The sequence below is a fragment of the Bacillus sp. AC266 genome (assembly GCF_979253805.1).
This window is the reverse complement of sequence record NZ_CEEDEC010000006.1, coordinates 208,408-225,786: the sequence shown is the minus strand read 5'-3', so window position 1 is coordinate 225,786 and position 17,379 is coordinate 208,408. Positions and strand designations below refer to the sequence as shown.

At 32.5% G+C, this 17,379-nt stretch carries 17 protein-coding genes and 6 pseudogenes; 11 read left to right on the top strand and 12 right to left on the bottom strand.

What is annotated here, in order from left to right; genetic code table 11:
- Positions 1 to 54: 54 nt before the first annotated feature.
- The 3 genes and pseudogenes from AC0IXC_RS23205 to AC0IXC_RS23195 form a co-directional block, all read right to left on the bottom strand.
- A pseudogene (locus AC0IXC_RS23205) lies at positions 55 to 369 on the bottom strand (DUF4879 domain-containing protein); the annotation flags it as partial.
- A 607-nt stretch (positions 370 to 976) separates the two neighbouring features.
- Complete coding sequence (locus AC0IXC_RS23200) at positions 977 to 1,807, bottom strand: ABC transporter permease (RefSeq protein ID WP_113735406.1); 831 nt, start codon at positions 1,805 to 1,807, stop codon at positions 977 to 979.
- A complete protein-coding gene (locus tag AC0IXC_RS23195) occupies positions 1,800 to 3,005 on the bottom strand; it encodes a quaternary amine ABC transporter ATP-binding protein (RefSeq protein WP_061674714.1) in 1,206 nt (401 codons plus the stop codon). The genes AC0IXC_RS23200 and AC0IXC_RS23195 overlap by 8 nt, the downstream gene beginning before the upstream one ends.
- Before the next feature lie 247 nt (positions 3,006 to 3,252).
- Here AC0IXC_RS23195 and AC0IXC_RS23190 point away from each other — a divergent pair, with 247 nt between their 5' ends.
- Positions 3,253 to 4,110 carry a glycine betaine ABC transporter substrate-binding protein gene (locus tag AC0IXC_RS23190; RefSeq protein ID WP_341088093.1) on the top strand — a complete coding sequence of 286 codons (858 nt, stop codon included), beginning with the start codon at positions 3,253 to 3,255 and terminating at the stop codon, positions 4,108 to 4,110.
- Positions 4,111 to 4,450: 340 nt separating this feature from the next.
- Here the strand turns inward: AC0IXC_RS23190 and AC0IXC_RS23185 are convergent.
- Positions 4,451 to 4,615 (bottom strand): annotated as a pseudogene (locus AC0IXC_RS23185) (IS4 family transposase); the annotation flags it as partial.
- Between the two features lie 630 nt (positions 4,616 to 5,245).
- Here AC0IXC_RS23185 and AC0IXC_RS23180 point away from each other — a divergent pair.
- Positions 5,246 to 5,449 carry a hypothetical protein gene (locus tag AC0IXC_RS23180; RefSeq protein WP_341088089.1) on the top strand — a complete coding sequence of 68 codons (204 nt, stop codon included), beginning with the start codon at positions 5,246 to 5,248 and terminating at the stop codon, positions 5,447 to 5,449.
- Between the two features lie 174 nt (positions 5,450 to 5,623).
- Positions 5,624 to 6,268 (top strand): annotated as a pseudogene (locus AC0IXC_RS23175) (polysaccharide deacetylase family protein).
- Positions 6,269 to 6,510: 242 nt separating this feature from the next.
- On the opposite strand, the gene AC0IXC_RS23170 reads toward AC0IXC_RS23175, so the two are convergent.
- Entirely contained in the window at positions 6,511 to 6,723 is a 213-nt protein-coding gene (locus tag AC0IXC_RS23170) for an alpha/beta-type small acid-soluble spore protein (RefSeq protein ID WP_002140088.1), read from the bottom strand.
- 283 nt (positions 6,724 to 7,006) lie between these two features.
- Here AC0IXC_RS23170 and AC0IXC_RS23165 point away from each other — a divergent pair, with 283 nt between their 5' ends.
- Positions 7,007 to 7,501 carry a YndM family protein gene (locus tag AC0IXC_RS23165; RefSeq protein WP_471653397.1) on the top strand — a complete coding sequence of 165 codons (495 nt, stop codon included), beginning with the start codon at positions 7,007 to 7,009 and terminating at the stop codon, positions 7,499 to 7,501.
- Between the two features lie 35 nt (positions 7,502 to 7,536).
- Here AC0IXC_RS23165 and AC0IXC_RS23160 read toward each other — a convergent pair whose 3' ends face one another.
- Both AC0IXC_RS23160 and AC0IXC_RS23155 read right to left on the bottom strand, forming a co-directional pair.
- Positions 7,537 to 8,052 carry a DUF3231 family protein gene (locus tag AC0IXC_RS23160; RefSeq protein WP_341088085.1) on the bottom strand — a complete coding sequence of 172 codons (516 nt, stop codon included), beginning with the start codon at positions 8,050 to 8,052 and terminating at the stop codon, positions 7,537 to 7,539.
- Between the two features lie 300 nt (positions 8,053 to 8,352).
- Positions 8,353 to 8,565 carry an alpha/beta-type small acid-soluble spore protein gene (locus AC0IXC_RS23155; protein ID WP_098916876.1) on the bottom strand — a complete coding sequence of 71 codons (213 nt, stop codon included), beginning with the start codon at positions 8,563 to 8,565 and terminating at the stop codon, positions 8,353 to 8,355.
- A gap of 1,410 nt (positions 8,566 to 9,975) precedes the next feature.
- Here AC0IXC_RS23155 and AC0IXC_RS23150 point away from each other — a divergent pair.
- Together AC0IXC_RS23150 and AC0IXC_RS23145 are read left to right on the top strand one after the other, a co-directional pair.
- A pseudogene (locus AC0IXC_RS23150) lies at positions 9,976 to 10,119 on the top strand (IS6 family transposase); the annotation flags it as partial.
- Positions 10,120 to 10,138: 19 nt separating this feature from the next.
- Positions 10,139 to 10,570, top strand: a pseudogene (locus tag AC0IXC_RS23145) (DUF6998 domain-containing protein); the annotation flags it as partial.
- Between the two features lie 22 nt (positions 10,571 to 10,592).
- Here the strand turns inward: AC0IXC_RS23145 and AC0IXC_RS23140 are convergent.
- Both AC0IXC_RS23140 and AC0IXC_RS23135 read right to left on the bottom strand, forming a co-directional pair.
- Positions 10,593 to 10,703: a YjcZ family sporulation protein gene (locus AC0IXC_RS23140; protein ID WP_078401698.1), complete on the bottom strand. Its 111-nt coding sequence runs from the start codon at positions 10,701 to 10,703 to the stop codon at positions 10,593 to 10,595.
- A 270-nt stretch (positions 10,704 to 10,973) separates the two neighbouring features.
- Entirely contained in the window at positions 10,974 to 11,183 is a 210-nt protein-coding gene (locus AC0IXC_RS23135) for a hypothetical protein (protein WP_341088079.1), read from the bottom strand.
- Between the two features lie 204 nt (positions 11,184 to 11,387).
- On the opposite strand from AC0IXC_RS23135, the gene AC0IXC_RS23130 reads away from it, so the two are divergent.
- Positions 11,388 to 11,684: an ArsR/SmtB family transcription factor gene (locus AC0IXC_RS23130; protein ID WP_341088077.1), complete on the top strand. Its 297-nt coding sequence runs from the start codon at positions 11,388 to 11,390 to the stop codon at positions 11,682 to 11,684.
- Between the two features lie 218 nt (positions 11,685 to 11,902).
- On the opposite strand, the gene AC0IXC_RS23125 is transcribed toward AC0IXC_RS23130, so the two are convergent.
- Together AC0IXC_RS23125 and AC0IXC_RS23120 are read right to left on the bottom strand one after the other, a co-directional pair.
- On the bottom strand, positions 11,903 to 12,346 hold the full coding sequence (locus AC0IXC_RS23125) for a DUF5065 family protein (RefSeq protein ID WP_341088074.1): 444 nt from the start codon (positions 12,344 to 12,346) through the stop codon (positions 11,903 to 11,905).
- A 583-nt stretch (positions 12,347 to 12,929) separates the two neighbouring features.
- Entirely contained in the window at positions 12,930 to 13,130 is a 201-nt protein-coding gene (locus AC0IXC_RS23120) for a cold-shock protein (protein WP_060750964.1), read from the bottom strand.
- A gap of 638 nt (positions 13,131 to 13,768) precedes the next feature.
- On the opposite strand from AC0IXC_RS23120, the gene AC0IXC_RS23115 reads away from it, so the two are divergent.
- On the top strand, positions 13,769 to 14,134 hold the full coding sequence (locus tag AC0IXC_RS23115) for a cupin domain-containing protein (RefSeq protein WP_050001571.1): 366 nt from the start codon (positions 13,769 to 13,771) through the stop codon (positions 14,132 to 14,134).
- Positions 14,135 to 14,410: 276 nt separating this feature from the next.
- Positions 14,411 to 14,758: a short-chain dehydrogenase gene (locus AC0IXC_RS23110; protein ID WP_471653396.1), complete on the top strand. Its 348-nt coding sequence runs from the start codon at positions 14,411 to 14,413 to the stop codon at positions 14,756 to 14,758.
- 216 nt (positions 14,759 to 14,974) lie between these two features.
- On the opposite strand, the gene AC0IXC_RS23105 is transcribed toward AC0IXC_RS23110, so the two are convergent.
- The gene (locus AC0IXC_RS23105; RefSeq protein WP_002166777.1) at positions 14,975 to 15,139 is read right to left on the bottom strand and encodes an aspartyl-phosphate phosphatase Spo0E family protein; all 165 of its coding nucleotides are present in this window, start codon (positions 15,137 to 15,139) and stop codon (positions 14,975 to 14,977) included.
- A 560-nt stretch (positions 15,140 to 15,699) separates the two neighbouring features.
- Between AC0IXC_RS23105 and AC0IXC_RS23100 the strand changes: the two are divergent.
- Positions 15,700 to 16,183, top strand: a pseudogene (locus tag AC0IXC_RS23100) (thioredoxin family protein).
- Positions 16,184 to 16,223: 40 nt separating this feature from the next.
- Positions 16,224 to 17,369, top strand: coding sequence for a DUF418 domain-containing protein (locus AC0IXC_RS23095; RefSeq protein ID WP_341088070.1), 1,146 nt, complete (start codon positions 16,224 to 16,226; stop codon positions 17,367 to 17,369).
- Positions 17,370 to 17,379: the final 10 nt, after the last annotated feature.

The window sequence follows — 17,379 nt, the reverse complement described above, 5'->3', positions numbered from 1 at the left end:
AAAAATCCCCACACAAGGTGCAGGGATTTTTATGCTACAAATATATAAAACTGACTATTTAATATATAGCGAAGTACGCCACGTATCTCTTGGATAATTTATTGAAGTCTTTTGATATTCAAAAGTCCCTTCTTGATGCTGGGATGCATCCCATTTATATTCCCAACCTACAATAGGATTACCACCAATTATTTGTGAACCAATACTTTTCACATCAAATCCATTCATTTTCGCAAAAGGAAACTGGCCATACCCTATTTCTTTTGTGTAAACATATAAGTAACTTCCCCCATGATCTTTAGTTGTACTAAAACTATTAGGGTTAATGTATTCAACCCCACCCAATTGTGACTCTACTTTCACTACACTTCAAAGTATAGACTTGTAACAAGCATCTCCTTTGAAATTTATGAAGAATTTGGATTTGAGCCTTATGATTTTAGTTCTAAACAAGCTACTCTACAAAGGGCAATTGATATGGCAAGTGCAATTGCAAAGAAATATTGTGAAAATCCAGTTAATCAATAATAAGTAAAGACCGGATATTAATATCCGGTCTTTTTTTGTATTTGCTGTATGTTAAGGTGACTTTTTATGTTAAATTATTACAATTATTAATACGTATTTTAAATTTGAGGTTAAGGACTCAAATTTAAAAGAAAAAGAGAACCCAAATGGATTCTCTTTTCTTGGCATTCTTAGTTCTTTAGCAATCGCATCATAACTCCGTCCAACATTTTTATACAAATGTACAGCTTTCAATTTAAATGTCTCTGCATATTTTTGAAATGTTGTTCTTTTTTTGCAATTAAAATATCCCTTCAAGTATAGTGTAACATTCCACATTAAGAATGTAGTCTTTTTACAATGTCTACTTAAAAGGGATAATACCAACTAATATTACCTTACTTGCATCAGCTTTAAGCAATAAATTTCTCGCGGTTTCAAATGATAACTTTTAGTATGTACATTAGAATTATTTTTTATGAAAACCTTGTGTAATTCGATCTAATATAATTGCAATTACTACAATAGCAAGGCCTGCTTCAAAGCCCATACCTATATTAACTTGTGTAACCGACCGATAAACGTCTACGCCAAGACCTGGTGCACCGACAAGAGATGCAGTGACAACCATTGATAGAGAAAGCATAATACTCTGATTTACACCAGCCATGATTGTTCCAGTTGCAAGTGGAAGCTGTACTTTGAATAGTTTCTGTGACGATGTTGAACCAAAGGCATTAGCTGCTTCAATTAAATCTTCTGGTACTTGCCTAATCCCTAACTCAGTAAAGCGAATAGTAGGTGGCATTGCAAAAATAACAGATGCAATAATACCTGGTACTACTCCAACACCAAAGAATGTAATTGCCGGAATAAGATAAACGAATGCAGGCATTGTTTGCATAAAATCAAGAGTTGGTTTTAAAAATTTGGAAAACCTTCCGTTCTGAGATGCCAAAATCCCAATTGGTATACCGATAATGATAGAGATAATAACAGACGTCAAGACAAGCGCTAGTGTTTGCATGGTCTGTTCCCAATAGTTAATGTTAAGGATAAACAGAAATCCAATTAAAGAAAATACCATAAGTGAAACTTTACGGGAGGTGTACCAAACTAATAAGCATGTGATTGCAATAAAAATAATGGCTGGGATAAATATTAATAGATTTGTTAATAAATCAACAAATCCCCCGATAATAAAAGAAAATCCTTTGAAAAACCCTTCGAAATGCTGATACAAACTTGTAACAAGTGTGTCAACCCATTCTCCTAAAGGAATACGTGGAATACTATTCATTATCATTCACCTCTTCCTCTACATTTCCTGCTAAAGCTTGAATAATACTTTCACGCTTTATTATCCCTCGTAATCTATGTTTATCATCTATAACAGGAAGAGGTAACTTTGTCTTAACCATTTTTATATACATTTCTTCTAATAGAGTATCTAAATAAACAGGAGGAATGTCTGTTACTAATAAATCCGCTATCGGAACCTGTCTTTTAATAGCTTTACTAGCATCATCAGCAGTTAAGACACCTAAAAACTCATGTTTCTTATTCACTACATATACGCTAGAAACACTAGCATTTTTCATGATTTGGAGTGCAACACGTGGACCGCGATCAATTAATAAGGTTTCCGGTCTTTTCATAATGGATTCAGAGGTTAAAACTTTTCCTAAATTTACATCAGCAACAAATTGCTCTACAAATTCATTTGCAGGGCTCACCATAATTTCTTCTGGTGTTCCAATTTGAACAATTTCTCCGTCTTTCATTAAAGCAATACGATCACCAATTCGGAGTGCTTCATCTAGATCGTGTGTAATAAAAATAATCGTTTTTTTCATTTTATCTTGCAGTTCTAATAATTCATTTTGCATTTCTTTTCGAATAATCGGATCTAACGCACTAAATGATTCATCCATCAGTAGGACATCTGGATTATTTGTTAGTGCTCTTGCGATACCAACACGCTGCTGCATACCACCGCTAAGTTGTTCCGGATAACTGTCTTTATTGTTTTCTAGACCTACTAATTTTAGAGATTCTAACGCTTTTGTTTCTCGTTCTTCTTTTGATACTTTTTGTATTTCTAAACCATATGCAACATTTTGTAAAACCGTTCGATGAGGGAATAAGGCGAATTTTTGAAATACCATACTCATTTTGTTTCTTCTTACTTTTCGAAGAGATTCTTTTCCCATTGTTGCAATATCTTCACCATCAATATATATATGGCCAGAAGTCGGTTTGATTAACTGATTTAACATACGAACAAGTGTAGATTTCCCACTACCGGATAATCCCATAATCACAAATATTTCACCAGCATAAACATCAAATTTTGCCTGGTTCACGCCAATATTCATACCAGTTTCCTTTAATATAGCAGCTTTGCTTTTTCCTTCTTCTAGTAAAGCGATTCCTTTAGAAGGATTTTTTCCAAATACTTTTGTAACGTTTTCAACACGTAATTTCGTTTCTTTCATTCTTTCACTCCTTTTCTTTGATTCTATACAAATACTGTAACGATTTCTAAACCAAATAGTACATTCCAATAGTTCATCAAAGACTTTTTTTTGTTTTTTTGTTAAGCTATTAATAGTTAGTTTATATTATTCATAGTTATAATTATAAAATATTTATTTATAAAAATAAAATATTTAGCTTTACTGAAATGATTTTCCGCGTTAGTTAAAGAAGAAATATCTAATCATAGAGACTAGGAGGAGCTTGATGAAGAAAAAAATATGGCTTCTGTGCATACTATTATTAATTAGTATAATTACTACTTCTTGTAGTGGTTTGAACAGTAATGCAAAGGGCAAAATCAAAATTGGTGTAACGAGTTGGAAAGAAAACATAGCTACCGCAAATATGTGGAAAGTATTACTTGAGCAAAAGGGTTATAAAGTTGAATTGTTATATTTAGAAAAGGCAGCCGTTTGGACCGGAGTAGCACGAGGAGATGTGGATGCCAACTTAGAGGTCTGGTTACCAATTACTGATAAGCCATTATATGAAAAATATAAGGATGATGTTGAAATAAAATCAGCGTGGTATAAAGGCACTGGTCTTGGTTTAGTTGTTCCTTCATACATGACAGATATCAATAGTATTGAGGATTTGAATATAAATAAGGATAAATTCAACAATAAAATCATTGGTATTGAACCTGGCAGCAGTTTAATGGGCTTAACAGATAAAGCGATAAACAAATATGGGATAGAGCTAAATCTTGTTCAATCTTCAGAAGCCGCTATGATGAGTGAATTAAAAAAAGCATATAATCAAAAGAAACCCATTGCAGTAACATTATGGAATCCACATTGGGCTTTTTCAGAGTTTGATCTTAAATATTTAAAAGATCCTAAAAAGGTGTATGGAGAAAAAGATAATATTTATTACTCTGTTCGTAAAGGATTTGAAAAAGATTATCCAGAGCTTATAAAGTATTTTGATAACTGGAACATGACCGATGAGCAACTAGGAACGTTGATGACCATGATTAATGAATCAAATGACCCTGAACAGGCCGCTGAAAAATGGATAAAAAAGAATGAAAAATTAGTAGATGCATGGATGAAAAAGTAATCATTTATGGGGTACGGCAACATCGCCATCAAGCTAAGAAAAACATAATACAGAAATATATAAAATTTTCTTTGTAAAACTTCAAGAAAAAGGGATATATAGAAAAAATGGCACGCTAAATAACCCTTACGGGCTAAGTTTTTTTAAACTATTTCATTTTTATTTTGATAGATGTTGTACGTATGCAATACCTAAGAGAGGTGTCACCTTACATGCCCATCAACTTAAGAGTGAAAGGAACCTGAGCTTTTGTCTCATTGGATCAAACCATACCTAAAATAGAAGCATACTCTTAAAAATATGTATTCCAAATAAACTCTTACGGGTTTCATTTTTTAAATTATGCAACTTTCTTTTGTTTTTTCAATCCATTATACTCATAGACAGCACCCATGATATCAAAGACAGTCTTCTTCTCATATCTGTGAGATTTGCGCCCATTCTTCTCTAGAAGGTGGAACAGGCGGATTAAGATCTTTGTTATTTCGTGGGTGTTTCTCTGTATGGGGTTCAGCTTTTTTAAAAATTATTATGTAAATTAAAGAGGCTATATACATAATAACGATAAAAATCGCTTTGTTTTTGTTGTTATGTATATAAAGGAAAAATAAAAGAAAACAAAATACAGTAAATTCAAGAAAGACAAGAATGGCTAATTTGTTTTGAAGTATGATTACAAATTTATTAATAATAGCTGTAATTACTGTGATGACTGCAAATATTTTACTCCATAACTGCAACTTTTTTTCATTAAACATATGCTGTCCTCCTCTATACACTTTCTGTTTTCCTTATTGTAACTTGTATGAATAGCTTTTCATTATAAAACAAACAAAATATTCAGAATAATAATAGTATCCGATTTAATATTTGTTAATGAGAAAAATGAATTGTTTTAGGGTATTTTTGCCCATCACCCTTTTCGGGGGATGGGCAAAAATATCCATCTCGGATTCAGAAACACGTCAAAATGCCTCCAGAATCTTTTTTGTTCTTTTAATACAAATATATTAGAAAGATACTTAAAAATGAAAAAACGCCCAGTTGGGAGACAAGGCGTTTCTCGAAAAGTCGAAAGATTATGAGCTGTTATTATATCATATCAACTTTTACTAGTAAAGGGAGGAATGTGGAAATGAAAGGCAGCGTAGTTCTAATGTATTGCAAGGATGGAGTGCTATATCCAGTAGCATTAACAAATGAACAAAACGAGATGCTACAAATGTCATCAATGTTATTTCAAGCATTAAAAGTGGTTTTTGATAAACCGCAAGGACAAGCTATCAACTTAATGGAGGGACGCAAAAATAATGGTTCTGGTGCAAAAATGATTACTTAGATAATCCAACATGAATGTTATATTCTCATGAGAATGAGTTGTTCGGAAATCAGTATAAAAATCCGTATTTTTATACTTTGTAAAGATTGAATGTTCGTAATTACTCTCGTATTTTTGTGTATATTTTGACAGCATTCGAGGTTTTCACCAGAACCTGAAAAAACAGGGAAGGTAATTTGGGAATTAAATACAAAGGGGAAAATAGTTGCAATAACATTTGATGATGGGCCTCATCCTGTCTTCACCCCTCAAATACTTGATATTTTAGCTAAATACAATGCGAAAGCAACCTTTTTCGTAGCGGGTAATAAAGTTAAAAGATTTCCTGCGATTTAAAAAAGGCAAGTAAAAGAAGGACACGAAATTGCTAATCATACTTATAATCATATTTATGATAAAAATATTACCGCCGCTAAATTAACTGCAGAATTAGATCAAGCGGATGAAATTATCAAATAAATTACTGGCTATAAACCCACTCTCTATCGTCCAGTCGGAGGCCTTTACAATGATTTAATTATTAATACAGCTATAAAAAATGGGAAGCTTATTATTCTATGGTCATGGCATCAGGATCCTCAAGATTGGAGAAATCCAGCAGCTAGCAAAATTTCTAGATATATAACCAAAGGTGTTAAACCTGGTAATATCATTCTACTCCATGATTGGAATGGTAGTGAATTTTCTCAGACAGTTAAAGCATTAGAAAGGATTATGAGATATTTATACAGAAGCGATTACGAATGTGTAACAGTATCTGAAATGCTCTATCTTTCCAAAAAAATAATCCCCTCCCCTTTTGATACTTTTTATCAGTGAATCTAGGCTTATTTACTATCTGTTTTTTTAAGTCTATCTTACTAACGGAAATTTATGAGAATTATCTAGAGGATAATATTTTTTAGTAACTCTATATACTAAAGATCATAATGTAAAAAGGAGCTTGCCCTTATAGATAAAAACTGAATGAAGAATTGAAAAGTAATTTATTCCTTAATAAATTACAATTTTAAAAAAGGAGAGACGATGTGTCTCTCCTTTTTATCCATGCATATTTAAAGTTAACGATTAACTCCACCGCCAAGTTGTTGTTCAGCCATTGCTACTAGACGTTTTGTGATTTCACCACCAACAGAACCGTTTGCACGAGCTGTTGCGTCTGCACCAAGTTGTACACCAAATTCTTGAGCAATTTCATATTTCATTTGATCAAGAGCTTGTTCAGCGCCATGTACTAATAATTGATTGCTGCTTCCACTATTATTGTTTGACATGTTATGTCACCTCCTTTACTTTTTAATATGTTTAAAAGTAATCGAAAATATATAATCCATTTTTTGTATTTCATTTTTTCAGTTTTTTAAAGTATAAATTATACATATATTTCACAAAATAGTAATGTGTAGGAGAGCGAAATAAAAAATGCTTGCCATAGAGTATCATGTATTAAACAGACCTCCAGAACACGATGAAACGGGTTGTGCTTTATGAAGGCACAGCCCGTTTTTATTGAAGGGGTTTCTCTTACATACCGATTAAAGAATTGGAGGAATACATATGAAACATATTGTTGCCTTATTAATTAAATATACCGCTATTAGCGCTGTATTATTGATGATACTAGGTATTTTTCAGGGTATTTCGATTCCAAGAATATTGTTTATTTCATTAATAATTACTGCAGTCGCCTATTTAATAGGAGATTTATTTATTTTGCCTAAGTATGGAAACATGGCGGCTACCATTGCTGATTTGGGCGTGAGCTTTGTAGGAGTTTGGGCATTAACGTATCTTTTAGCAGATATAGACTTGACTCGTAATATTGGAGCATCTGCTTTTTTTGCAACTTTGCTTATTAGTGTGGCAGAAATATTCTTTCATATCTATATGAAGAAAGTTGTTTTACACGAGGATGAAGATTCACGAGAATCCACTACTATTGGTCATGATAAATATGCTATGGAGATTTTTGACGAGTATGTAAATTATTCCAAAATAAAAAGAGTTCATCCATCTAAAAAAGTGAAAGATAGGACTGATAAATTGAAATAAAAAAGTGGCCGAGAGCCACTTTTTTATTTTTATCGTCAAGCTTGTTCAGAATTTCGAACATGTAATGGTGGAGGGACTACCCAGCCCTTCTTCTTACTTAAACGTAATAAAGTTACTCCAGCTTGCGCTTTTTTCATGTGAAATTGTCCAAAGAGCATGCCTACATCTTCTCGAAGGCATTTCCCCATAACTTGACTACAAGTTACTAATCCTGCTGCAAGACTTGCTGCAACGGCTGCTGCAATTTCAGCATCATTGATGCGTGCGCCAGGGGGAATATCTTCAATAGAGGCAACCGGTCTTTCTGGAGGTGCTGGTGGTAAAGCAACTCCATTCACCTTTAAAAGAACTTTTAACTCTTCTATTTCAGAAGTCATATCATTCTCAATTAAGTTTTGTAAAAACTTCTTTAAATCTTCATCACCTGTGTGATTCATAAATACTTGATGTCCAGCAACAGCTCCTTGTGCCGCAAGAAGATAACTCCAAATATCAAATACTTCTCCGTAATGTAAAGGCTCATTTTGAGGATTTCCACTTAATACACCCATTTTAAAATTCCTCCCTTTCGAAAATATCATAATAAGTATAGTTTTCAATATTGAAAAGATATTTTTAAGTATGTTTTTTCCTACAAAAGACTTTCTATCATGCATTGGAAACACCTTCCCAACAATGTATGTTTGTAGTCTAGTAAAGAAATTTGCAAACAAAATACTGAAAGATTATCAATAATCTTTCAGTGAAAAATCGTTTGCTATAAGGGTTTATTTTTAAATTAATTAAACAACAGAAATTGGTTTGAATATCTGCTACGACCTATACCAATTAACTCTTATTTATAGTTAAAATTAGCGGTTAATTCCACCGCCAAGCTGTTGTTCAGCCATTGCAACTAAACGTTTTGTGATTTCGCCACCAACAGAACCGTTTGCACGAGCTGTTGTGTCTGCACCAAGTTGTACACCAAACTCTTGTGCAATCTCATACTTCATTTGATCAATTGCATTCTCAGCGCCTCGAACTAATAATTCATTACGACTTCCACTATTATTGTTTGCCATATTGTATCACCTCCTATGTTTTTAACATGCTACGAATCACGGAAAAATATTAATTCCTTTTTATGGAAAATGAATCCCTTTAATTATGGGGTAGTACTAGCGTTCTTATAACTAGGGGCAAAGTAGCATTTCTATAGGAGAGATGCTATTTTTGCACCAGAACCGCAATTAGTGCTGTTGGCTATTTAATTAAAGAATTTCAAAAAACTAGGAAAAGAACACTTGGAATTTCAATAGAATTTTTGGTTCTTTTCTGGTCAATATGGAGTATATCGACTATCATAATCTAATTTGTAAAATATAATGTCTCTTGGATAAAACTTAATATTCCGTCAATACTACGGATAGGCTGTTAAACAGCCGGAAATCTCTTGTGTGTAACCTTACTAATCGAGACTTCCTTCAAGACTGAGCAGTTAGCTTTTGCTAGCTGTTTTTCATTTGAAATCAAATAGTGTTTTTGTTCAAAATGATGCCCCATTCATTTGGACACATTTACCAGTGTTTTTACCAAAAAATTCATGATATGGTTAATTAGTCGAGTACGTCATTACTTGACGATTACCCTTAGAATCCCCGCAGACAAACGGGGTTTCTTTTATTTAAATAGCTTTTTGGTTAAAAGCCTTTCACACTTAAACTAGACAAGCATATGTTATTGTATGGAGACCTTCCAAGCATAGCAATCTACCTTTCAAGGAGCATACTTATTAGTGTGCTCTTTTCATTTGCTACTAAATAACGATTTTGTTAAATTTTTTCGCCTTTTAACTGGACAAGCATATGTTATTGTATGGAGACTTTCCACTCATAGAAATCTACCTTTCTTGTCAAAGAGCATACTTATATGTGTGCTCTTTTTCGCTTGTTATGAAATAAAGATTTTGTTCATTTTTTTGATACATTTATGAAACATTCATGTGTTATCTTCAGTAAGTCCTTTTAAAAACAGAAAGATTTATTATGTAAAAGACCCTAGTCCCCTCTAGGGCTTTTTACGTTCAAATAAGGATTTCATTAAAAAACTGCACATACATTAATCATGGTAGGCTTTTCGATATGAGTCTTGGTCATAGGGCGCCTTAAAAAGCGCTCTTTATTTTTATAGTGACAGGCTCAATAACTCCAAGTAACAAATACAATATAAAAAATTCACTCATGAAAATCTGATTACGATTTTTTGAATTTTTTATATCTCATGAGACATTCACCTATCTTACTAAGAGTGCATATAAAAATGTGCTCTTTTTATTTGTTGTTAAATAAGAATTTTGTTTAATTTCCATTAACCGTTTTATCCACTTTACATATAGTAATATCACATGGAATTTCATAGGTTTCTCTGGACCAGTTACCTTGTATTCCTTGTGAATCTTGTGGAAAGAATCCGTTTATGACTAACGGGTTCTTTTATTTATTTTTCATACAACGATTATGCGTTGGGTTCATCAGTATGGTCCTGAATTGGACAAACGAATCCGTCGTCACCTCAAACAAACAAATGACTCTTGGAGAGTCGATGAAACCTATATCAAAGTAAAAGGTCAATGGATAACTTATTCCTTACAATGGTAAAAGTGCTATAGGAATCTCGCTAATCCAAAAGTTATATGAATCATATTTTGAAGTTTTACGATATGAAATAAATGTCCTTGGATGGAAAGCAACCGAATTAAGACATCTTATAGGTCGTCTAGGTGAATTCTTTTGTGTTCTTTATACGAATGACGAGCTATCCAAAGTGACTAATCAGCATGGATATGATGTCATCAAAGATGGGAGAAGAATAAGTGTTAAAACAACTGCCCAAGGAAAAGGTTTTATCACGATCAATCAAAATACATTCTACCAATTCGATGATTTCTTCGTAGTTCAGTACAAAGATGATGATTTGAAACTATTATTTTACGGGCCAAAGGAAGAAATTCCATCGCTTAGACCATATGGGAATAATTATGAGGTCAATATAAGTTCTTTAAAGAGAGTAGAAAAGACACTCCTTTAAGAGTGTCTTTTCCTATATTTTTTTAGCAGAAGCAACTGCATCCGATAATGATTAATAGTATAAAGAGTACAACGAGTAAAGCAAATCCGCCACCAAAACCGCAGCCTTCGCCGCAACTACCACCATAGCCCATAACAATAGTTCCTCCTTTAGATAAGAGAGTGAAACTAGGATTCATTCCATGTATTTTAACGGGTTCACTTTACCTTATGTTTTTATGCCTGAATTGAGCAGGTCCTAAAAAAAAGACGCCATAAGGCGTCCCCCACAATTGGGTAGATAAGGTTTAGTTTTCTAATTTAAAGAAATTATGTATCACACCTTGAGAGTATATCATAATATCTATTAAATTTAATATTCTATGCATTATTACATAAAAGAAAAGAGACCCTAATGTGCCTTTCTACTCTGTAACAAATTTAAATACATAGTACATAAAAAATAAACAAGATAGATATGCTAGTCTGCCAGCAATCAATTCTTTCATAAATTTCATAAGTATCACTTTGACAAGCAATGCTAAAAATAACGGTATAAACAGTACCATAGCAAGTTTGATCGCTATGTCATTTATAGTTGGGTTAAACGGTTCAAAATTAATTATGATATTCACTTACCTTTCTCTTAATCCTTTTATTTTTATAATACAATTTATATTGTTTTGTCCACTAAAAAATGACACTTTAAGTTGCCTTCCTCTCACTTAAACCACCCAAACTTGAAATTTCTACATTTTAATAGGAAATATTAGGAGGTTAATTTTCACTTTCATGTTAAAATATTCAATATTCGTATTGATATTAGGGAGATGAATAGTATGTCTGGTGATTTCAACATGGATTCTAATTATTATGTAAGTGGTGCTGAAATCTTAGAGTTATTAGGTAGTTTAAGTCGTTTATTAATCGTACGTGAATTGGTTGTAAGTGGGACTTTAACAGTTTCTCAGTTGAGTGCTGCGACGCATATTTCGGAACCTATGATTTTACAACACTTACGCAAACTAACTATAGGTAATATTGTAATTAGCGAGCGCAAGGGTACAAGGCTTTATTGTAGAATAGAAGATAAGAAAGTTATTGATATTATCGATTTATTAGGATTATTATATTAAGTTTTATTTGATGTCTTTTTTGAATTTAAGCACTTTATAATTGAAACAATAACAAATAAAAAAGACACCCTAAGGTGCCTTCCTGCGACTTGAACCATCGTATTGTAATATGGTATCGGATGCCAATCCAATTATTATTTTACCACGTTAAATAATTTCGGTTATTGAGAAATAATAAAAGCCCTCTTTTGAGTGCCTGTTTCTAATTTATTACATCCTTAATTGATTGTAAATTGATTTGAATACGTGAATTCACCACGATATTTAATTGCAGCTACATAAGTACCACTTGTATAGCTATCTGTGATAGGAGTTTGCCAAATTTCTGTTCCAGGAAGAAATTCTGGTTCTATTGTTTGGAATCGTTCTAGGGTACCATTTGTGTGGACTTTAAAAATTTTCATTTGCGCACCAAAATGTTCTCTACCAAAGTGCTGTGTTAAGTAAAATGTATCACCAGTTATTAAATCCCCAATTTTCCAATCAGGTTGATATGTACTTTCCACGGAACTTTCCAGATCCACAATGGTTTTAAATCCCCAATCATCATTAAATGAATCTGAGTAAGCTGCAGTAACTTGTGAGGTAGGCTTAATCATTTCTATTGCAGTAAACCCGCTAAATGTTAACGCCCCAATTAATACTAATTTTCCTAATTTCATTATTGTTTCCCCCTATTAATTTTCAGAAATATTAAAAATCAAAAGTCATACACACATAATAATATAATTGATTGTATTATATTTCAAATATTTTCTAAAAAAATCCATAAACACAAAAAAGACACCCTAAGGTGCCTTCCTCCGACTTGAACCATCTGAATTTTAATAATATGTATTGTACCCCATGCCCATCAAGCTAAGATTTTTAATTCTCCCCATAACAAAAATTTTATGCATCGTTGACTGCTGATAATGAGACATTATGTTAACTAGACGTGTATGAGATATACAATCAAACAAAATTTTTTCCATTTTTATTCTTATTTTAAAATAGATGCACAATCAAAATTCCACCAACAAATAAGATTGAAAATCCTACGACTATATATAATCCGTTTTTTGGTATTCCTAATATAATTGCAAGATAACTAAAAGAAAAAGCCCATTATGCTAAAACTATGATTTCTAACATCTTCTTTTTCATTAAAAGTTAAGCACCCCAAATCCCCTTAAAAAAGTTGTATTCGTAATATTGTGAAAAAATAAAAAAAGACCCTACAAGAGGGTCTTTCATCAGCTAATATTAAGCTTTTTGAACATTAGTAGCTTGTAGGCCACGTTGTCCTTTTTCTACTTCAAATGTTACACTTTGTCCTTCGTCTAAAGATTTGAAACCGTCGATTTGGATAGCTGAGAAATGTACGAATACGTCTTCTCCACCTTCACGCTCGATGAATCCAAAACCTTTTTCTGCATTAAACCATTTTACTTTACCTTGTTCCATAATTGTTGCCTCCTAGTGTGGATACCCACACATATGTTACTACCCTTGCTCAAATACCTTAGACAAAAAACAAAATTTATTCTTAATCTCAAACCGAACAAAAATAGGTCTTTCTTAAATTAACATACTTTCTGAAAAATAGCAAATTTCAAAAATAAGTCCTTATGGTAATTAGCTACTAATAGTTGTTGCTGGAGAAAAAGTCACTATGATAGTCATCACAGCAAGAAATTGCCAAAGGATCTCAACAATATCATTGGTTTGATTTTTTTCAGACATTCAACAACTGATAAAATTAGCTATTTTCGAGTTAAATTTTACTTCTGATAACGGTAATTATGTAAATGAGCTGTCCATTTGGACAGCTTATTGTATTTTTGCTTAGCGTGGTTTTTTTGATGCATGTTGATCGTTTTTATCGTTTTGGAGTAACTCGTCCTTGTTAGCTTGATGGATATGTGGTGCGACCCCAATAAAGTCGCTTTAAAAATAATAAAGTTGTTTAAAAATCTAAGTTTTATTCAACAATCGGGCCATTTTGTGGAAGATCAGCAGAAACTTTTGAGATCTTAATCAAAATAGTAATTAATCTATCGAAGTTGTAAAATAAGGGTAAGAATAGTTCTGGGGGGATTTATATCAATTATAATGCTATTAATCTAAGCGAGAAACTGTCCAAATTCAGTGAACACTGGTCGCCCAAAGTCATTGGTGAAATGAATGACTATCAGTTTAAGTTAGTGAAGATTCTGGGGGATTTTGTATGGCACGATCATAAAGACACCGATGAGGTATTCATCGTGATAGACGGCGAGATGTCCATCACATTCCGCGATGGACAGGTCAAACTTTCCAAAGGAGAAATGTATGTGATACCAAAAGGTGTGGAGCATAAGCCTTATGCTGAAAAGGAATGCCATATAATGCTGGTAGAGCCTAAAGGTGTAGTCAACACTGGTGAAACTAATTCCAAACTAACTGCTGAAAATAATATATGGATTTAAATCAATAATTCAGTTACTTTCTTTGGATCAACATATAAAAGGAAGTTACATATTTTCCACAATCGGGCGCTATTGTTGAATAAAACTTAGATTTTTAAACAACAGGTATTCCTTGGGATTCTGTTTATGACAAAAGAACAAAAAATGTCAACTCGGAGAAGTTTTATCAAGAAGCATTAAAGCTTGCCGGGGATTCAACATCTGACGATGTTGAATTAATTGAAACAGAGGAAGAATAAGAGTGTCAGTTTATTTCTTATTAAGAGGGTGATTATTATGACTTGCGTACACGAATTTGGGATACTTGATGATTTTGACATTCAAAAAAAATACAATGATTATATCCCTCAGAAATACAATTGTATTTCTGTTGATGATGATATTATCAATAGTTTAATTGATAATTTATCTATAATGAAAACATACTTTCATTCATTTAATCGCCCTGAATATGGATTAGCCTATTACGGAATAACAATTATCCTACCCGAATCATTATCATTGTTTTATGATGTAGTCACATCATCAGGGTATTTTAAAAATTCTACCGAACTTAGTGAGCTGGCTTCAAAAATTATACAAGCAACAGAAGAAAAGAAATATATGATACATTATGGGGTTTGAACCTAACTAAGTTCGTTTTTTAGGTTGTGCCATAAAGATTTAACAGCTCCTATTTTTTAACAGCATTATTATTTAAACAGTAAGTGTTTTAAAAGATAAAAAAACAGCTGTTTTCAGCACAAAAATAGTACTATTTCCAAGAGGGATTTTTCACTTCTCCTTAGGATAGCACTACACTACATTAAATAACTTTATTATCATTTTACAACTGTAACTTCATTCACCTTTATTAATATTATTATATATACATTCATTAATTAATATATCGATGTCTTGACTTAAATACAAAACTTGCTTATGGGTAAACCCATACTTCTCTACAAGTTTAATTAGTTCTTGTTTCTTTGATTCAATTAGTTTTTGTAAATCTCTCATCTCCATATCTTTAAAAGCTCCTTTAATACTATTTAGCAGTTAAATTATAGTATAAATATAAAAATAAGGGAACTGGTAATTTTGGCAATTGAGATTTAAGGTAGAATTATATATGCAGGAATCTATATATACAGAATTGCATTTAAAATCTTCTATATTGATGTTATACTAAGATTAATCGAGAAGCATCTAATTAATCACTACATTTTCTTAAATAGCATGTCAACGTATAAAAAGACACTTTAAGTAGTGTCTTTTTATACGTTTTGACCCCTAATACTAGGGTAGAACTAACACATAGTTATAAACTGTATAGAATCCCCTATTGTATGTTGTTTGCTTTTTTTATTATTATTCTGGTACGTGAAATTATAGTAATTTTGTTTGTTCTTTGTGTCACTTGTTAAAATTAATATAGCATTCTATATGGATTATGTGGTAATATATAAGTAGAAAATTTGTTATCCATTGTTTATACTCTATTGTACGTAGCGTGAAGGACAAACCTTACGCCCTGTTAACTCGGGCGAGGTTTGTCCTTTTTTTATTTAAAGGAGGAATTTACTATGAAAAAAATCTACAAAATCGGAGCACTTGTAACCACCCTATTCGTTGTTTGTATCACGATCTTCACTTTAACAAAATAATGAATCCGTCAAAACAGAAACTGTAACACCAGAAAAAGCAATTGTATCTGCTGTAGATGCAGAAAGAGCAACAAAAAATATAAAAGATATTTCAAAAGAAGAATTAAAGCAAAAAATAGAGTCTCAAGACGAGTTCATTGCCTATTACTATCAACCAGCGTGTCAATATTGTAAAAAAGCTGCCCCAGATATCAATAGCATGTCGCAGAAACATGATAGGACCATTTACCGTATTGATATCTCTACACCAGAAAATCAAAGTGCCTTTCAAGAGTTCGACATTCCTGGTACTCCAGTTGTTGTAGCTTATAACAGAGGCGAAGAAATTGAACGCCTTGAAGGAGCAGTGTCAGCTGCGACATACGATGGATTCTTTGCAAGACGTAATTCGAGCGCTAGCTAATATAGTGCTCGTTTTTCTTTTTTGAGAAAGGAGAATTTAGATGCAACAAAACGTTCGTATTCATTCGTTAGACATGATAAGAGGTATAGCCATACTATGTATCCTATTTGCTAATCTACCTACTATGACAGGACTAGATTCCTTTAATCAAGCAGGTTACTCCGGTATAGATAAAGTAGTTCGTTTTCTGGTAGATTTACTGATATCATCAAAGTTTTATACCATTTTTGCATTCTTATTCGGCATGGGATTTTATATCTTTATGAGAAATACAGAAAAAAAGGGGTATCCCATATATAAGCTATTTAGTCGTAGGTTATGTATTCTATTACTATTTGGTGTAATTCACTTTATCTTTCTTTGGTATGGAGATATTTTACATGCATATGCTATAGCAGGTTTTGTTCTATTGTTCTTTTATAAGCGGTCTACTAAGCTTATTTTTATAACAGGTTGTAGTTTTTTACTTGCTAGTTATACTCTACATGTTATTTTATTTTTATATGCAAGCCCTTCTATTCCTGAAGAGATACCAAAATACTATCAATATATGTTTACAGGCAACACTACTAATCACACAGTGAATCTATTTTCGAATTATTTACATCAAGTAAAAGCTCGTTTGTTCTTTCTTATGACACAGGAATTTCAGCAACTTCTAATAGGGATCCCGGAATATATTGGGTTATTTTTAATAGGTTTATGGGCTGGAAAGAAGAATATTTTTAGACGCGTATCGGAACTCAGAGGGAAATTTCAAATTTTACAGTGGAGTTCGCTATTCCTATCATGTCTGCTCTCCCTCCCTATCATCTATTATTTTATAGAAACAGATGTCTATTACTCTATCCATATCCAGTTATGGATTCTATTCGGAGGAAAATCCCTCGCTATATTCTACATATGTTTTCTCCTTTTAATATGCGAGAATGAAAAATATGTAGGGTGGTTACAACCTTTTATGGCTATTGGTAAATTTGCCTTAACTAACTATATTAGCCAAAGTATACTCACGCTAGTGATTCTCTCAGCGTGCTTCCAGGACATTTCACAAGTAACATACTGGCAACTATGTATCTTTGGGATTCTTATTTGTATCGTACAATGTATATTCAGTACACTATGGAGTAAGTATTTCCGATATGGACCTATCGAATGGCTATGGAGAAAATGGACTTATAAATAAAAAGACGTGC

Bases quoted from the DNA above. Each gene is read 5' to 3' on its own strand.
- AC0IXC_RS23200 (WP_113735406.1), bottom strand. From the start codon at position 1,807: ATGAATAGTATTCCACGTATTCCTTTAGGAGAATGGGTTGACACACTT.
- AC0IXC_RS23195 (WP_061674714.1), bottom strand. From the start codon at position 3,005: ATGAAAGAAACGAAATTACGTGTTGAAAACGTTACAAAAGTATTTGGA.
- AC0IXC_RS23190 (WP_341088093.1), top strand. From the start codon at position 3,253: ATGAAGAAAAAAATATGGCTTCTGTGCATACTATTATTAATTAGTATA.
- AC0IXC_RS23180 (WP_341088089.1), top strand. From the start codon at position 5,246: ATGAAAGGCAGCGTAGTTCTAATGTATTGCAAGGATGGAGTGCTATAT.
- AC0IXC_RS23170 (WP_002140088.1), bottom strand. From the start codon at position 6,723: ATGTCAAACAATAATAGTGGAAGCAGCAATCAATTATTAGTACATGGC.
- AC0IXC_RS23165 (WP_471653397.1), top strand. From the start codon at position 7,007: ATGAAACATATTGTTGCCTTATTAATTAAATATACCGCTATTAGCGCT.
- AC0IXC_RS23160 (WP_341088085.1), bottom strand. From the start codon at position 8,052: ATGGGTGTATTAAGTGGAAATCCTCAAAATGAGCCTTTACATTACGGA.
- AC0IXC_RS23155 (WP_098916876.1), bottom strand. From the start codon at position 8,565: ATGGCAAACAATAATAGTGGAAGTCGTAATGAATTATTAGTTCGAGGC.
- AC0IXC_RS23140 (WP_078401698.1), bottom strand. From the start codon at position 10,703: ATGGGCTATGGTGGTAGTTGCGGCGAAGGCTGCGGTTTTGGTGGCGGA.
- AC0IXC_RS23130 (WP_341088077.1), top strand. From the start codon at position 11,388: ATGTCTGGTGATTTCAACATGGATTCTAATTATTATGTAAGTGGTGCT.
- AC0IXC_RS23125 (WP_341088074.1), bottom strand. From the start codon at position 12,346: ATGAAATTAGGAAAATTAGTATTAATTGGGGCGTTAACATTTAGCGGG.
- AC0IXC_RS23120 (WP_060750964.1), bottom strand. From the start codon at position 13,130: ATGGAACAAGGTAAAGTAAAATGGTTTAATGCAGAAAAAGGTTTTGGA.
- AC0IXC_RS23110 (WP_471653396.1), top strand. From the start codon at position 14,411: ATGACTTGCGTACACGAATTTGGGATACTTGATGATTTTGACATTCAA.
- AC0IXC_RS23105 (WP_002166777.1), bottom strand. From the start codon at position 15,139: ATGGAGATGAGAGATTTACAAAAACTAATTGAATCAAAGAAACAAGAA.
- AC0IXC_RS23095 (WP_341088070.1), top strand. From the start codon at position 16,224: ATGCAACAAAACGTTCGTATTCATTCGTTAGACATGATAAGAGGTATA.